We start from the raw sequence: 16,385 nt of genomic DNA on the forward strand, positions 1-16,385 counted from the left end.
AGGGTAATGAAATGAATTTACAAGATAAAGTAATCGTGATCACAGGCGGTGGTCAAGGATTAGGTCGCACTATGGCGATTGAATTTGCGAGAAAAGGTGCGAAGTTAGCATTAATTGATTTAAATGAAGAGATGTTAACTGAAACCGTATCTTTGGTTGAGCAAGCTGGTAGCACGGCTAAGTATTACTTAGGTAACGTTGCTAATGAAGAGCAAGTTGAACAAACATTCGAACAAATCGCGACAGACTTTAATGGTATCGATGGTCTAGTAAACAATGCCGGTATCTTACGTGACGGTATGTTTGTGAAAGCTAAAGATGGTGAAATCGTTAAAAAGATGTCACTTTCACAATTCCAGTCAGTGATCGACGTAAACTTGACCGGTGTATTTTTATGTGGCCGAGAAGCTGCAGTACAAATGATAAAGCATGGTCGTGAAGGCGTTATTGTTAATATGTCTTCAATTGCTCGCGGTGGTAACATGGGGCAAACCAATTACGCTGCTGCAAAAGCTGGTGTTGTTGCTATGACTGTTACTTGGGCTCGTGAATTAGGTAGACATGGTATTCGTGTTGGAGCGATTGCACCTGGTGTAATTAAAACCGCAATGACAGACGCTATGAAACCAGAAATGCGTGAACGATTAGAAAAGATGAAACCTGTAGGACGATTAGGTACTGCAGAAGAGATTGCCCACACGGCACAGTACATTTTTGAAAATGATTTCTTTAGTGGCCGCGTTGTAGAATGTGACGGTGGTCTTTCAATGTAATAATAGTGTGTAAACCTTTATTGGTTTTCAGCTATGATAATAAGGGCGAGTGATACTCGCTCTTATTGTATCTGTCATATAATCTACAATTTAAAAAAGAGTAATTAAAAGAAATAAAATGAATAAAGCATTATTTTTAGATAGAGACGGTATTATTAATATTGATCACGGCTATGTTTATCAAGCAGATCAGTTTGAATTTGTTGAAGGCATATTTGAACTTTGTCAGCATGCACAGGCAAAAGGCTTTCAAATTATTGTGATCACTAACCAGTCTGGAATTGCTCGAGGAATGTATGGCGAAGAACAATTTTTAAAGCTAACTGATTGGATGAAAAAGGAATTTTTAGAACGTCAGGTTAATATAACCGATGTCTACTTTTGTCCTCATCACCCAACAAAGGGCAACGAACACTATAAAATTACATGTGATTGTCGAAAGCCTGCACCAGGAATGCTAATTAAAGCTGCAAAAAAACATAACATTAACTTTAGTGAAAGTTTCTTTGTTGGCGATAAGGTCTCTGATATGCAAGCTGCTGAAGCTGCCGGCATTGAAAATAGAATTTTGGTTAGTGGTAAATATGGTGACGATCAAGCTATATCAGCGTTACGACTAGAAAATGTAAGTTCGATAATTGACCATATCTAAGCTTTTTGTTTATAAAACAACCAAACGAACAGTTATTTTTAATTAATTGAAAATAACTGTTGATCTTCTCTTAAAAATCCCTAAAATGCGCATCCACTTCTTCGGGACATCCCAAGGCAGTGTTTTGATAAGTTTGGTTATCGATATTGATAGCAAAACGGTTAAGAAAACTTTTTAATTTAATTTACGATTTAATGAAAAAAGTTGTTGACATCAAAACTGGATGGCGTACAATGCGCATCCGCTTCGGGCAAAGCCGCTAAGGCCTGCTGGAGCAAAGAGTGTAACGAATGCGATTACCTCTGCAATTAAGATTCATCTTAATTGGTTCTTTAACAATTAGTTATCATGCAATTTGTGTGGACATTCACGTTGATGTAGATTTTACCAGAGTCTTCGGACTCAAAACTTACTCAGTGAATGACTACACAAATATACATACTTAAACGATGTTTTTATAACATTAGATAAGTACGTTTTATTTGAAACTTATTTCTTCGGAAGTAAGAGTACAGAATTCATTGAGCCGAACCACTTGTTGGTTCACATTACACTTTTTAATTGAAGAGTTTGATCATGGCTCAGATTGAACGCTGGCGGCAGGCTTAACACATGCAAGTCGAGCGGTAACATTTCTAGCTTGCTAGAAGATGACGAGCGGCGGACGGGTGAGTAATGCTTGGGAATATGCCTTTAGGTGGGGGACAACAGTTGGAAACGACTGCTAATACCGCATAATGTCTACGGACCAAAGGAGGGGCTCTTCGGACCTTTCGCCTTTAGATTAGCCCAAGTGAGATTAGCTAGTAGGTGAGGTAATGGCTCACCTAGGCGACGATCTCTAGCTGGTTTGAGAGGATGATCAGCCACACTGGGACTGAGACACGGCCCAGACTCCTACGGGAGGCAGCAGTGGGGAATATTGCACAATGGGGGAAACCCTGATGCAGCCATGCCGCGTGTGTGAAGAAGGCCTTCGGGTTGTAAAGCACTTTCAGTCGTGAGGAAAGGGTGTAGATTAATACTCTGCATCTGTGACGTTAGCGACAGAAGAAGCACCGGCTAACTCCGTGCCAGCAGCCGCGGTAATACGGAGGGTGCGAGCGTTAATCGGAATTACTGGGCGTAAAGCGTGCGTAGGCGGATTGTTAAGCGAGATGTGAAAGCCCAGGGCTCAACCTTGGAACTGCATTTCGAACTGGCTATCTAGAGTACTGTAGAGGGTGGTGGAATTTCCAGTGTAGCGGTGAAATGCGTAGAGATTGGAAGGAACATCAGTGGCGAAGGCGGCCACCTGGACAGATACTGACGCTGAGGCACGAAAGCGTGGGGAGCAAACAGGATTAGATACCCTGGTAGTCCACGCCGTAAACGATGTCAACTAGCTGTCTGTAGACTTGATCTGTGGGTAGCGTAGCTAACGCGCTAAGTTGACCGCCTGGGGAGTACGGCCGCAAGGTTAAAACTCAAATGAATTGACGGGGGCCCGCACAAGCGGTGGAGCATGTGGTTTAATTCGATGCAACGCGAAGAACCTTACCATCCCTTGACATCCAGAGAATTTTCTAGAGATAGATTAGTGCCTTCGGGAACTCTGAGACAGGTGCTGCATGGCTGTCGTCAGCTCGTGTTGTGAAATGTTGGGTTAAGTCCCGCAACGAGCGCAACCCCTATCCTTATTTGCCAGCGCGTAGTGGCGGGAACTCTAAGGAGACTGCCGGTGATAAACCGGAGGAAGGTGGGGACGACGTCAAGTCATCATGGCCCTTACGGGATGGGCTACACACGTGCTACAATGGCAGATACAGAGGGCAGCGAGACCGCGAGGTGGAGCGAATCCCAGAAAGTCTGTCGTAGTCCGGATTGGAGTCTGCAACTCGACTCCATGAAGTCGGAATCGCTAGTAATCGTGGATCAGAATGCCACGGTGAATACGTTCCCGGGCCTTGTACACACCGCCCGTCACACCATGGGAGTGGGTTGCAAAAGAAGTAGCTAGTCTAACCTTCGGGGGGACGGTTACCACTTTGTGATTCATGACTGGGGTGAAGTCGTAACAAGGTAACCCTAGGGGAACCTGGGGTTGGATCACCTCCTTACCTTAAGTAATTTCTCAACTTCGCTGAGTGTTCACACAAATTGCACTGATAATTAATCGAGTAAAGAATTCAAAAGCAGTATCTAGGTACTGCTTTTGAGTTTTTAACTCACTGTTCTTTAACAATTTGGAAAGCTGATATTAAACCCGATAATTCGTGTTTATGATCACCAGTCATAAACGCATGCGAATTATCAACCAATGAGTTTCTGTTTTACAGAAACACATTTAGATAATCATTAGATTGTCGAAATTATAACTAACATAGTCGTTATGTTAGTTGTTCTTACTCAAGGCTCAAGCAGCAATGCTTGAGATAGATAACTTGTTGATAAGTTATCTCATTCTTATTGAATGCGTGAAAATGTCAGACGTACATTCAGGTTTGGTTTTGTCACCAAGTCACTCAAGTTGAAAGACTTTTTGGGGTTGTATGGTTAAGTGACTAAGCGTATGTGGTGGATGCCTTGGCAGTTAGAGGCGATGAAAGACGTGTTAATCTGCGATAAGCGAAGACAAGGTGATAAAAACCGTTATAGTCTTCGATTTCTGAATGGGGAAACCCACCCGTCGTAAGGCGGGTATCGTAACGTGAATACATAGCGTTATGAGGCGAACCGGGAGAACTGAAACATCTAAGTACCCCGAGGAAAAGAAATCAACCGAGATTTCGTTAGTAGCGGCGAGCGAACGCGAATTAGCCCTTAAGTGGTTTGTAAGTTAGTGGAATGTTCTGGAAAGGACAGCGATACAGGGTGATAGCCCCGTACACGAAAATAAACTTACCATGAAATCGAGTAGGTCGGGACACGAGAAATCTTGACTGAATATGGGGGGACCATCCTCCAAGGCTAAATACTCCTAACTGACCGATAGTGAACCAGTACCGTGAGGGAAAGGCGAAAAGAACCCCTGTGAGGGGAGTGAAATAGAACCTGAAACCGCATACGTACAAGCAGTGGAAGCCGGATTTAGTCCGGTGCCTGCGTACCTTTTGTATAATGGGTCAGCGACTTATGTTCTGTAGCAAGGTTAACCGATTAGGGGAGCCGTAGCGAAAGCGAGTGTTAACTGCGCGTTTAGTTGCAGGGCATAGACCCGAAACCCGGCGATCTACCCATGGGCAGGTTGAAGGTTGAGTAACATCAACTGGAGGACCGAACACACGTATGTTGAAAAATGCGGTGATGACTTGTGGGTCGGAGTGAAAGGCTAATCAAGCCGGGAGATAGCTGGTTCTCCCCGAAATCTATTTAGGTAGAGCCTCGGACGAATACCATTGGGGGTAGAGCACTGTTAAGGCTAGGGGGTCATCCCGACTTACCAACCCTTTGCAAACTCCGAATACCAATGAGTACTATCCGGGAGACACACTATGGGTGCTAACGTCCATAGTGGAAAGGGAAACAACCCAGACCGCCAGCTAAGGTCCCAAAGTCATAGTTAAGTGGGAAACGATGTGGAAAGGCATAGACAGCTAGGAGGTTGGCTTAGAAGCAGCCACCCTTTAAAGAAAGCGTAATAGCTCACTAGTCGAGTCGGTCTGCGCGGAAGATGTAACGGGGCTAAACTATGCACCGAAGCTGCGGATTCTTACTTTGTAAGAGTGGTAGGGGAGCGTTCTGTAAGCCGTTGAAGGTGAGTTGTAAAGCTTGCTGGAGGTATCAGAAGTGCGAATGCTGACATGAGTAACGATAAGGGGAGTGAAAAACTCCCCCGCCGAAAGACCAAGGTTTCCTGTCCCATGTTAATCAGGGCAGGGTAAGTCGGCCCCTAAGGCGAGGCGGAAACGCGTAGTCGATGGGAAACAGATTAATATTTCTGTACTTCTATATATTGCGAAGGAGGGACGGAGCAGGCTAAGCAAGCATGGCGTTGGTTGTCCATGTGAAAGTATGTAGGTGGGTGTCTTAGGTAAATCCGGGACGCTGTTAACACTGAGATACGAGACGAGACTCTACGGAGTTGAAGTTGTTGATGCCTTACTTCCAGGAAAAGCTTCTAAGCATCAGATATATAGGAACCGTACCCCAAACCGACACAGGTGGTTAGGTAGAGAATACTAAGGCGCTTGAGAGAACTCGGGTGAAGGAACTAGGCAAAATAGTACCGTAACTTCGGGAGAAGGTACGCTCTCTAGTGTGAATCCCTTGCGGAGTAAGCACAGGAGAGTCGAAGTAACCAGGTGGCTGGAACTGTTTATTAAAAACACAGCACTGTGCAAAATCGAAAGATGACGTATACGGTGTGACGCCTGCCCGGTGCCGGAAGGTTAATTGATTGGGTTAGCTTCTGCGAAGCTCATGATCGAAGCCCCGGTAAACGGCGGCCGTAACTATAACGGTCCTAAGGTAGCGAAATTCCTTGTCGGGTAAGTTCCGACCTGCACGAATGGCGTAATCATGGCCACACTGTCTCCACCCGAGACTCAGTGAAATTGAATTTGCGGTTAAGATGCCGTATACCCGCGGCTAGACGGAAAGACCCCGTGAACCTTTACTATAGCTTGACAGTGAACATTGCTCCTACATGTGTAGGATAGGTGGGAGGCTTTGAAACCGCGTCGCTAGATGTGGTGGAGCCAATCTTGAAATACCACCCTTGTATGCGTGATGTTCTAACCTAGAGCCCTTATCGGGCTTGGGGACACTGTCTGGTGGGTAGTTTGACTGGGGCGGTCTCCTCCCAAAGAGTAACGGAGGAGCACGAAGGTTGGCTAAGTATGGTCGGACATCATACGGTTAGTGCAATGGCATAAGCCAGCTTAACTGCGAGACAGACACGTCGAGCAGGTACGAAAGTAGGTCATAGTGATCCGGTGGTTCTGTATGGAAGGGCCATCGCTCAACGGATAAAAGGTACTCCGGGGATAACAGGCTGATACCGCCCAAGAGTTCATATCGACGGCGGTGTTTGGCACCTCGATGTCGGCTCATCACATCCTGGGGCTGAAGTCGGTCCCAAGGGTATGGCTGTTCGCCATTTAAAGTGGTACGCGAGCTGGGTTTAGAACGTCGTGAGACAGTTCGGTCCCTATCTGCCGTGGGCGTTTGAGAATTGAAGAGGGCTGCTCCTAGTACGAGAGGACCGGAGTGGACGAACCCCTGGTGTTCCGGTTGTCACGCCAGTGGCATTGCCGGGTAGCTACGTTCGGAACTGATAACCGCTGAAAGCATCTAAGCGGGAAGCAGGCTTTGAGATGAGTTCTCACTGGGACTTTAAGTCCCCTAAAGGGTCGTTGGAGACTACAACGTTGATAGGTCAGGTGTGTAAGTCCTGTGAGGGATTGAGCTAACTGATACTAATTGCCCGTGAGGCTTAACCATACAACACCCAAACAGTTTTGTTTGAGTATGCACTGAAATTGTTCCAGACAATTTCTAGCACTTCCTCCATCCATGGAGGTCGTATGTTGTATGTTGTTTGACACTCTTTGAAAGAGAGTTCACGCATTAAAAAGAATACTTGAGAAAAACGTTTAATATTACTTTCTAGATTGTAACCAAATTTTGTCTGGCGACCATAGCATTGTGGCCCCACCTGATCCCATGCCGAACTCAGAAGTGAAACGCAATTGCGCCGATGGTAGTGTGGGAGTTCCCATGTGAGAGTAGGTCATCGCCAGGCTCCTATTTCGAAAAGCCCGCTCATTTGAGCGGGCTTTTTTCGTTTTCAAACACTGTGCGTCTAATGGCTCGACCTACTACGTAGGTCACCGGCAAAACCGTTCATCCATGAACTTGCCGGCATTTGTGCATCCATGCACTTCATCGCCAGGCTTCCAATTCAAGAAAGCCCCTAGCTAACGCTAGGGGCTTTTTTACTTTCCAGCCTGGCTCGACCTACTACGTAGTTATCAAAAATTGCTCCATGCATTTTTGATATTCACCACATCCATGTGGCTTATCGCCAGGCTCCTATTGAAAATGAAAAAGGGTATCCGAAAGGGTACCCTTTTTTGTTGTCTTTTTTTCACTGAAAACGCGCGCTATTTATCCGATGTTGAGGGATACCCTTTTCCATTTTAGTGGTACCGTCCCAATAAGTGTGTCTCTCTTAATTTAATTTCAGTTTCAAATCTAATTAATTAAATAGCTCACTTTTTTCAAATCTACCTATTGGATATCGATAAGTCGTATTGTTCATATCAATTGCTACTTTACTCAGTAGCGTAAGAACTGAGTCGACACTTGGCATAGAATTTCTTATTTTCAAGGTACGTTTAAACGACTTATTCAAACGTTCAATCCAGTTAGTAGTATAAATCATATTCCAGATCAGTGGCTCAAAGTCCAAGTAGGTAGCATAATATTGAAGATAATCTTCTACTGCCGAACTCCATTAAAAATGGGGGGATTACCGCTCGGCCTTCATAAATGAATTAAGGGCTAATTCTAATACTTGGTTTAAACCACTAGGTTTTTCTACCAAAGCTTCAAGTGCAGCTTGAATTTGTTGTGGATTCAGCGTTAAATGACTCATGGTCTCTCTCCGTTTGTTGTTGATTGTTTTTTGGTCGAAACTATCAACTAAACTAAGAGAGACTTTTTTATTTGTCCAGTCGGACACACTTTAGTGGGACGGTATGCAACTTTCACCAAGAGAATAAGAAAAAGAGCGCCGTCATCCCGCAATGTTTTTGTGCGGGACCCCATCAGGTTATAATGTGCCTTAGATAGAGAATGCATACCTACACCCGCGTTAAACAATCGCTACTTTGGAAGGTGTAATCCCTTTGCTATATTTTCTTTTCTAACACGGATTAGTTCATTGATTCCAGGTCGACTATAGATCTCTTCTATTACAGTATGTGGAGGGGTGTTTAACTCGGGGTTAAACATAGGTGAATATAGAAGGTCATAATAATTCACACCATTAGCATAATAACGATCGAACCAATATTTAACGTCATCAAATTGTTTATCTTTATAATACAACGCAGCGATAGCAAGATCGTTTTGATTGATGAAACTATTACCACCAATAGGGTGTTCCTTTAATTTTTCTATAGCATTAGCATCACCTTGCAATGCTTGTCCTACCCATAAAAAGTGCTTACGTTTATCGGGCCATTTTTTAATGATTTTATCAGCAAGGGCAAAGCCTTGTTCAAAATTTTCAGCATAAAAGTAATTCATTGCCATTCGAACACTCATATAATGTTCATCCGGCCACTTTAAAACAGCTTTTTTATATATTTGGTAGGCTTGATTATACTTTTGCAAAGCATTTAACACTTCGGCATGCTCTGAAATATTAATCATAGAGCCTGCATCTAGTTCTGCTGCTTTACTTTCGAATAAGAATGCTTTTTGATAGTTCATCGTCACCGATAAAAAATCACCATAAAAATTGTAAAGGATAGAGTTATTCGGCTCTATGGCTAATGCTTGATTGAATTGTTTATCTGCACCTTCAAAGTCTGCTTCAAATTGATATTTTATTAAGGCTGAGCCTAATAGTGCTAAAACATTATTTGGCTGTAATTTAAGTGCTTTATTAGTTGATAATCTTGCTAAGTTTATTTGCTGATGATTACTATCAGAAAGATCATAATTACTAATAAGCGCGTGAGTTATACCTAGGTAGGCGTACGCAGTACTAAAATTAGGATCAAGTTTTACCGCTTGCTCAAATAAGTCAATGGCGGTTAACAATGCTTCAGGAGTTTCGGCACGTTTTGCATATTCATATTTACCTTGTAAAAATAAGTTATAGGCTTCAAGGTTATCGGTAAGGTTATTTTGAGTACTCTGACTACCACCTAAGGTAATATGTAGAGAGTTAACGATGGCGTTCGCTATTTCATCTTGGATAATAAATACATCATTAAGTTTTCGTTCATAGGTTTCACTCCATAAATGCTTATCCGTTGTTGCATCAATAAGCTGAGCAGTTATTCGAATCTTTGTTCCTGCCTTTCGAACACTGCCTTCTAATACATGGTTTACTTCAAGAGTATTTGCGATTTCCCCGATGCTTTTATTAGAGCCTTTAAATGCGAAAGAAGATGTTCTTGATGTAACGGCGAGTCCGTCTATGCGAACAAGAACATTTAATATTTCTTCAGAAATACCATCTGAAAAATATTCTTGTTCAGGATCTGATGACATATTGATAAACGGTAATACTGCGATTGAAGCAGCATTATTTGATGCTTCGATATCGTAACTAGGAGTAGGCACTCGTGTATAAACTAGGCCACCAATAATCAGGATTAACGCACCAATAATTATAAAATCAATTTTTCGACTTGTGCTAGTGGTTATCGAGTCGCTCAAATCAACTTCACTGCTGCGTTTAATACCTTGTGGAGTAAGTTCGAATGCCCAGGCAAATAGACACGCTATTGGAAATCCAACTAATAATAAAATTAGAACAACTTTGGCAACCCACTCAGGAGCTTCAATAATTGGCACGATCGAGTTGACAACTTGCACCGTTAACCATGACACAACGATATAAGCGATTGCTACTTTAAAAACGTTTCGACGTTTTAATTCTAATAGAAGAGTCATGCATCCTGGCAATAATTAAGTTTATTTTGATAATAAGGATAGTTTAAGAATTATACTTCTACACAATATCTTTCAAATTGTTAATTAAATTATAGAGATAAAAAAATTAAGGATTGAATTTTAACCAAAAAAAAGTCGCCTAAATTGGCGACATATAATTATTCAGGAGTAATTTAATGAATTACTTCGACAGATCTGAAACACTTATAATATAGAAAACCGGTCAAAAAATTCGTTAATAACTGTTAACAAGCCTATTGACAACATATTAATCATTAGAGCTCATATATAGATATTATAACTGCAATCTTTTTAAGAACTACTTTCAATCGAAAATCAGTAACTAACTTATTTCGATTAAAGGTATCTTTTCCATTTTTTTAGTTCTGCTGTCATCTGCTCGGTTCTTTCTGGGTACTGAGGTGCCAAGTCATTTTCGTCGCCAACATCTACTTCTAAGTTAAATCAATCAAAAGTTTATTCCAATATATTTAAGCACATAGTTATAAACACTAAGTTGCTTACCGTTTCGTTAACGGTATTATTATCTGCTTCATTTACCGTAGCTGCTAAAGCCGATAGACTCACAACATGGTATTTATTAATAATGAATATGCTTATTGGACGTGGCTTAATTAGCAAAGTAAAGCGATGAAATAAAAATAATGCATAATTAATAAAACGGTCACCTAAGGTGGCCGTTTTTTTTGAGTTATTACGTTGAAGACTTTAGCAATTAAAACACTAATTAATTATTAGTGGTACTTCTAATAGGTTAGAAAATGATACTCATGAATTGCGTCATTAACTCAATTGAAAGATATTAACATTAGCTACCTTAAATTGAACTAAGGGCTGTTCCTTATAGTCATTAGGGGCATGCTACACTTGAGGTTGTATGGCATGTATACAGCTATCTATTTTACTAATGCGATAATAAATGAGTAATAGGAGAGGAAGGGCTCAAGCACGAATTGTTAGCAATGCAACGTTATTTAATTGCATTAACTTAGATTGAATACTTATTATTAAGAATGATGTCCCTGCATTACTATGGTCATAAACTGTTAGTCTATTTACACTCTACTTCCATAAGACAAACTTAATTGAGAAAGTTGATTTGCTGTTTCTGAAATATGTTTTTGCACCTGGGCCATAGTTAATGATGACGACTTATCTTTTAAATATGGGATAGTCAATGTACCAATGATAGTTCCTGTATCCCCAATAAATATAGGGTAACTTATATCCGTTAATCCTTGGACCATTGCGCTTTTTGTTTTTGCAAAACCTTGAGATTTAACTTGTTCTATTAATGTCATTAAATCAGTATGATTTAAATCATCATCCAACTGAGCTAGGCGTTTAATAGCTATAGCTAGCTGTTTATTACTTTTATTGGCGAGTAGAACATATCCTGAGCCGGATTTATGTAGCAGCGAATGATGCCCTAGGTTAACAGCAAAGCCAAAACTTGCTGGATTATCTGTCTTAGCAATGACTACCAGCGAATCTTGACTCTCTACAGTGATATGGCAAGATTGCTGTATTGTTGAAGAAAGCTCTCGCATTAGAGGGTAAGCGGCTTCTGTCAACGTACCTATAGGTGGCACTTGCAATCCAAGCTCAAATAACCGATTGGTTATATGATAATAGTCTGAACCTTCATTTCGAGCTAGGTAACCCATTTGCTCTAAAGCCGCTATCATACGATAAAGCTCACTTTTCGAACGCTCTAACGCTGTTGATATTTGCACTAGTGACATAGGTATTCTTTTTTGGGCTAGTAATTCTAATATTTCAAAGCCTTTGACTAGAGCTGGCGCAGAGTATTTGGTTTTTTTGATCGTTTGCATTTTAATTAGAAAGCGTTATGAACAAGTAATTAATATCATATAATTAAGCACTTAAGTATTGCAACTAAAACCAATATGTAGGATGCAAAACAAGTGTAAAGAGGGGAAAATCGGCTCAAGAGCTAACCCATTTATTTTGTGAACAAATGGTTTAGCTGATTTAAGTTTTGCTATTTTAGTCAAAAGTTACCGATACATTATCGATATATGCTTGGTCTGTGTTTAAATCGCCATTTAGACTAAAACGTAGTCGAAATCCCGCTTGTTCAGTGGCGTTTGCAGTTAAGTCAAATGTTTGGCTCGCCCAGTCACCGTCAGTAACTGTTTCAAGTACGCACCAAGTAAAACCATCAACACTACAGTCAATTGTTAGCATTTCGCCCGTTTCTAAATTCTTTCCTCTGCGATCGTATGTAATATTAACTGCACTGTGGCCAATGGTACTTATTCTCAATTCCATTGATGACGTATTACGGAAGCGTGCACCATAGGACTCCGTATTGGCTGCTGTTTCAAGCACATCGGCTAAATTGTTTACAACCCAAGAATGTCCTAATGTACCTTTTTCAAAATCATCAAAAAAAGGCTCTGATAATTCGTCATCATCAAGCGTACCGTTGTCGTCCGTATCTGGATCAAGTGGAACAAAGCCCATTGCAGCCTAAGAACTATCAATTAAGCCTTGATTGGTAATTTCTGTATCGTCTCTTGAAAATACCATTAAAGTAATTTACCAACGACAAACTCAGGCTCAGGCTCTGGTGCAATAATAGGTTTTTCTTCGTTATCACTTTTACTTGAGCCACCGCCACCGCAGTAATTGCGCAAATAAGGAACACCTGAACAATGGATGCACTTAATTTAATAAATTTAACTTTCATTTGTTTTGTTCTCATCAACTGTTTTTGTGAAAGTCAGCGTTATTAAATGACGCGATTTTAAATATTAAGTATAAAATTGTATTTTATATATAAGTTAGGGTGAAAAGTAAATAATATATTGTAAACGGGTTCCTATTGAATAAAGAGGGCAATTATTTACACAATATTGACGATAGTATCAGTTGACTTTTTCTAATAACATAGATACTTTGTTTTATATATAAACTATCGTTTCTGGTTGGCTTTGGTATACGGCGGCTCTGGAATTTCATAGCTTTATCAAGCTCCAGTATATTTGGAAAAACTACTTTAATTGATGAAAGCCAAGTAAAAACGAAATAAAAAATAATATTAAACCAAACCAATAAGCCAACAAGTAGCAAATTAATAGGTTCTTTAAGTGGGAAAGAAAATGAAAATTACAATGAAAAACGTTGCACTATATTCGGCAATTGCGATGTTAGCAACGAACAATGTTGCTAACGCCGTGGATGAAATTCAAGTATATGAAAAAGCTAAGGAAAGTAAAATGCCAACTGCTCCTGAGGCTGCAAGAGAAGCTTGGAAAGATGATCGATTTGGAATGTTTATACATTGGGGGCCGATCAGTCAAATGGGTAAGCAATTGAGCCACTCGCGTAAAGGAAAATATAAAAAGAACGGTAAAATTTTACCCGAAGTTTACGATGTTCAGTACAAAACATTTAACCCTACTAAATTTAATAGTGATGAAATTATTGGCTTAGCAAAAAGAGCAGGTATGAATTATTCAGTATTTACAGCTAAACATCATGCTGGATTTGCCATGTTTGACTCAAAAGCAGGTGACTATGACATTATGTCGGCACCATATAAAAAAGATATTGTGAAAATGTTTGCCGATTCAAGTGCCAAAATGGATATGGATTTCGGCTTATATTATTCCCCAAGAGATTGGTATCACCCTGATGTTGATACCGAAAATCACGACCGTTATATCAAGTTCTATAAAACCCAAATGCATGAGCTTTTAACTGAATATGGTCCGATAAGTGAGCTATGGTTTGATGGTATGGGGCCTGGTGATTGGGGTGATACTGCCGAAGAAGTTATGGCTGAAATTCGTAAGTACCAACCAAACGCGATGGTAAATGACCGTGGTGGTGTTGGCGCTGACTTTTATACTCCTGAACACACGGTGAGTTACTTTAACCGCGACCAATTATGGGAAGCATGTCATACAACGACTGGCCAATGGGGCTTTAATCCTGATGTAAAAGCAAAACCATTTAAATTATTAATGGAAATTTTACTTTATACTTGGGGCGCAGATGGAAACATGTTGTTAAATATCGGTCCTCGAGGTGACGGCAGTATGAATCCGCTTGAATTAGAGCGTCTAGAACAACTCGCTGATTGGTGGCAAGTTCATGGTGAAAAATCAATAAGAGGTACTCGTGGTGGTCCTGTAAAGCCAGGTTTATGGGGCGTATCTACGACTAAGAATGATAAAGTATATTTACATGTTTTAAATTGGCCAGAAGATAACTCTCCTTTAGAGTTCTCCGCATTAGATGGTCATAAAATTAAAGCAACACAAATACTGTCTGGTGGCGATGTTGACGTTAACATGAATGATAATGGCACGTTTAGTGTTGAGGTGGATAAAAAGCATCGTGGACAAGTAAGTACCACAATTGAATTAACCATCGATAACAATATTAATGCTTATGATATTGTTCCTAAGTTAAGAACAGAATCATTAACGAAAACGGCCAAGTTGACTGCATCAGAACCAGGTGACCTTTCAGTATTAACCGACAGTAACGCAATGACTATTTGGCATGCAAAAAAAGCAAAAGGTGACAAATCACCAATTTGGGTTGAAATGAATTGGGACAAACCTGTGACCATTGCGGCACTGCAAACGGGGCGTGGCGAAGACTGGACAACCAAAAATTTACCTGAAATTCAAATTAAAGATGGCAATGGTAAATGGAAAACAATCCACAAATACAAGCCAAAGTGGAATCCTGTTGTAACATTGAAAAAACCAGTGACGACCTCTAATTTACGCTTATTAGTTAAAGGTACTAAAACTTACCCATTAGCTGAGTTAGAACTCTACCCTGAGTTATAAACAAAATGCTTTTGAAGGTTTTTGTAATTAATGATTTTAATAAATAAGGTAACCAATGAATAAGTTATTCAACCTACCTACTTTACTTGTACTAATTACTACAGCATCCGTTAATTTGTCTGCATTTGCGAGTAGTAAACCAAATATCGTGTTTATCTTTGCTGATGATTTGGGCGCACATACATTGTCTAAGGATGGAAATCCACTGATTGAAACGCCTCATATCGATAAGTTAGCCATAGATGGCATGTCATTTAGTCAAGGTTATTCAAATTATCCTACGTGTAAACCTTCAAGGGCTGCTGTTTTATCTGGACAATATGGTCCTCGAACGTCTATTTACCGTGTAAGTAATAAACATCGCGGACATGAAGAAAAAATTCGTTATCAAGTACCAGATAGTAAAACGACGATTGCCAATGAAACTAAAACGATTGCTGAAGCGTTAAAAGAACAAGGCTATAAAACAGCGATACTTGGTAAGTGGCATCTTGGCAATAATGGTCACTCGGCAAAAGATCAAGGTTTTGATTTATCAATTGAAACCAAAGGGTCTCATTTTGGCGCTCAAACCATACCTGACCTTGGTATAGCAAAAGATACCTATGTTCCAGACGTACTTACGGATAAAGCTATTGACTTTATGGGAGCTGCAAAAGCAGAGAAACAGCCGTTTTTCCTGTACTTACCTTATTACTTAATTCATCGTCCTTTAGAGGCAAAGCCTGAAGATATCGAATATTTCGAGAAAAAGGTTGGTGATAAATACGATAAGGATGCGAAAATTGTCGCAGCCATGACCAAAGCTCTTGATAATAACGTAGGGCGAGTTGTCGCTGCGCTTGAAAAGTTAAACCTTAGCGATAATACCTTAGTTGTATTTAGCTCTGATAATGGTGGTTATAAATTAGCAAACAATATTCTTAATGGCGACCTTCGTGGTTCAAAAGGCATGGTTTATGAAGGCGGCATCAGAGTACCTTATATTTTTAAATGGCCGAATAAAATTGCTAAAAATACTGTTCATGATGAACCAATTATGGGAGTCGATTTATATCCGACATTTTTGGCAGCAGCAAATGCTGACAAAGACAAAGATCAGATCTTAGATGGTGAAAACCTACTTCCACTACTTACTGCGCAAAAAGCAAACTTAGCAACGCGCGATTTATATTGGTTCTACCCTAAGTGGGCAAGGTTTAATAAGAAAAGGAAAGTATGGTTAGATAACTGGCGTAATGTTATTCGCTCGAATAATTATAAATTAATAGAGTATGTAGATACGGATAGTTATGAATTATTTGATCTTGCCAATGACCCATATGAAGAAAATAACTTGGCAAAATCTAATCCTGAAAAGGTTGAACTATTAAAAGCTAAATTGAGTAAGTGGAAAGAATCGCTTGATGCGCCAATACCAACTGAAAATCCTGAATTTATCTATAAAAACAAATAATCTTTTGCTAATACTAGATTTTAGCTACAAAA

8 protein-coding genes, 3 rRNA genes and 1 pseudogene are annotated in these 16,385 nt (G+C 40.3%); 7 read left to right on the forward strand and 5 right to left on the reverse strand.

What is annotated here, in order from left to right; all coding sequences use genetic code 11:
• Window positions 1–11: 11 nt before the first annotated feature.
• From LT090_RS05445 to rrf, 5 genes are all read left to right on the forward strand, one after another.
• Window positions 12–773: an SDR family oxidoreductase gene (locus tag LT090_RS05445; RefSeq protein ID WP_068546859.1), complete on the forward strand. Its 762-nt coding sequence runs from the start codon at window positions 12–14 to the stop codon at window positions 771–773.
• A gap of 118 nt (window positions 774–891) precedes the next feature.
• Window positions 892–1,425 carry a D-glycero-beta-D-manno-heptose 1,7-bisphosphate 7-phosphatase gene (gmhB, locus tag LT090_RS05450; RefSeq protein WP_068546858.1) on the forward strand — a complete coding sequence of 178 codons (534 nt, stop codon included), beginning with the start codon at window positions 892–894 and terminating at the stop codon, window positions 1,423–1,425.
• Window positions 1,426–1,983: 558 nt separating this feature from the next.
• Window positions 1,984–3,524 (forward strand): 16S ribosomal RNA (locus LT090_RS05455).
• 434 nt (window positions 3,525–3,958) lie between these two features.
• Window positions 3,959–6,849, forward strand: a 23S ribosomal RNA gene (locus tag LT090_RS05460).
• Window positions 6,850–7,035: 186 nt separating this feature from the next.
• Window positions 7,036–7,150, forward strand: a 5S ribosomal RNA gene (rrf, locus tag LT090_RS05465).
• The 16S, 23S and 5S rRNA genes sit together here, the layout of an rRNA operon.
• 456 nt (window positions 7,151–7,606) lie before the next feature.
• Here the strand turns inward: rrf and LT090_RS17275 are convergent.
• The 5 genes and pseudogenes from LT090_RS17275 to LT090_RS05480 all read right to left on the reverse strand — a co-directional run.
• Window positions 7,607–7,849 (reverse strand): annotated as a pseudogene (locus tag LT090_RS17275) (transposase); the annotation flags it as partial.
• A gap of 30 nt (window positions 7,850–7,879) precedes the next feature.
• A complete protein-coding gene (locus LT090_RS17200) occupies window positions 7,880–8,005 on the reverse strand; it encodes a hypothetical protein (protein ID WP_257785277.1) in 126 nt (41 codons plus the stop codon).
• 230 nt (window positions 8,006–8,235) lie between these two features.
• Window positions 8,236–10,041: a hypothetical protein gene (locus tag LT090_RS05470; protein ID WP_068546480.1), complete on the reverse strand. Its 1,806-nt coding sequence runs from the start codon at window positions 10,039–10,041 to the stop codon at window positions 8,236–8,238.
• A 1,076-nt stretch (window positions 10,042–11,117) separates the two neighbouring features.
• Complete coding sequence (locus tag LT090_RS05475; RefSeq protein WP_068546481.1) at window positions 11,118–11,897, reverse strand: IclR family transcriptional regulator; 780 nt, start codon at window positions 11,895–11,897, stop codon at window positions 11,118–11,120.
• A gap of 175 nt (window positions 11,898–12,072) precedes the next feature.
• Window positions 12,073–12,552, reverse strand: a complete 480-nt coding sequence (locus tag LT090_RS05480) for a hypothetical protein (protein ID WP_068546482.1) — start codon at window positions 12,550–12,552, stop codon at window positions 12,073–12,075.
• A 638-nt stretch (window positions 12,553–13,190) separates the two neighbouring features.
• Here LT090_RS05480 and LT090_RS05485 point away from each other — a divergent pair.
• On the forward strand, window positions 13,191–14,897 hold the full coding sequence (locus tag LT090_RS05485) for an alpha-L-fucosidase (protein ID WP_068546484.1): 1,707 nt from the start codon (window positions 13,191–13,193) through the stop codon (window positions 14,895–14,897).
• 55 nt (window positions 14,898–14,952) lie between these two features.
• Window positions 14,953–16,353, forward strand: a complete 1,401-nt coding sequence (locus LT090_RS05490; protein WP_068546486.1) for a sulfatase — start codon at window positions 14,953–14,955, stop codon at window positions 16,351–16,353.
• Window positions 16,354–16,385: the final 32 nt, after the last annotated feature.

Source organism: Thalassotalea crassostreae, from assembly GCF_001831495.1.
Taxonomy (GTDB): Bacteria; Pseudomonadota; Gammaproteobacteria; order Enterobacterales; family Alteromonadaceae; genus Thalassotalea_A; species Thalassotalea_A crassostreae.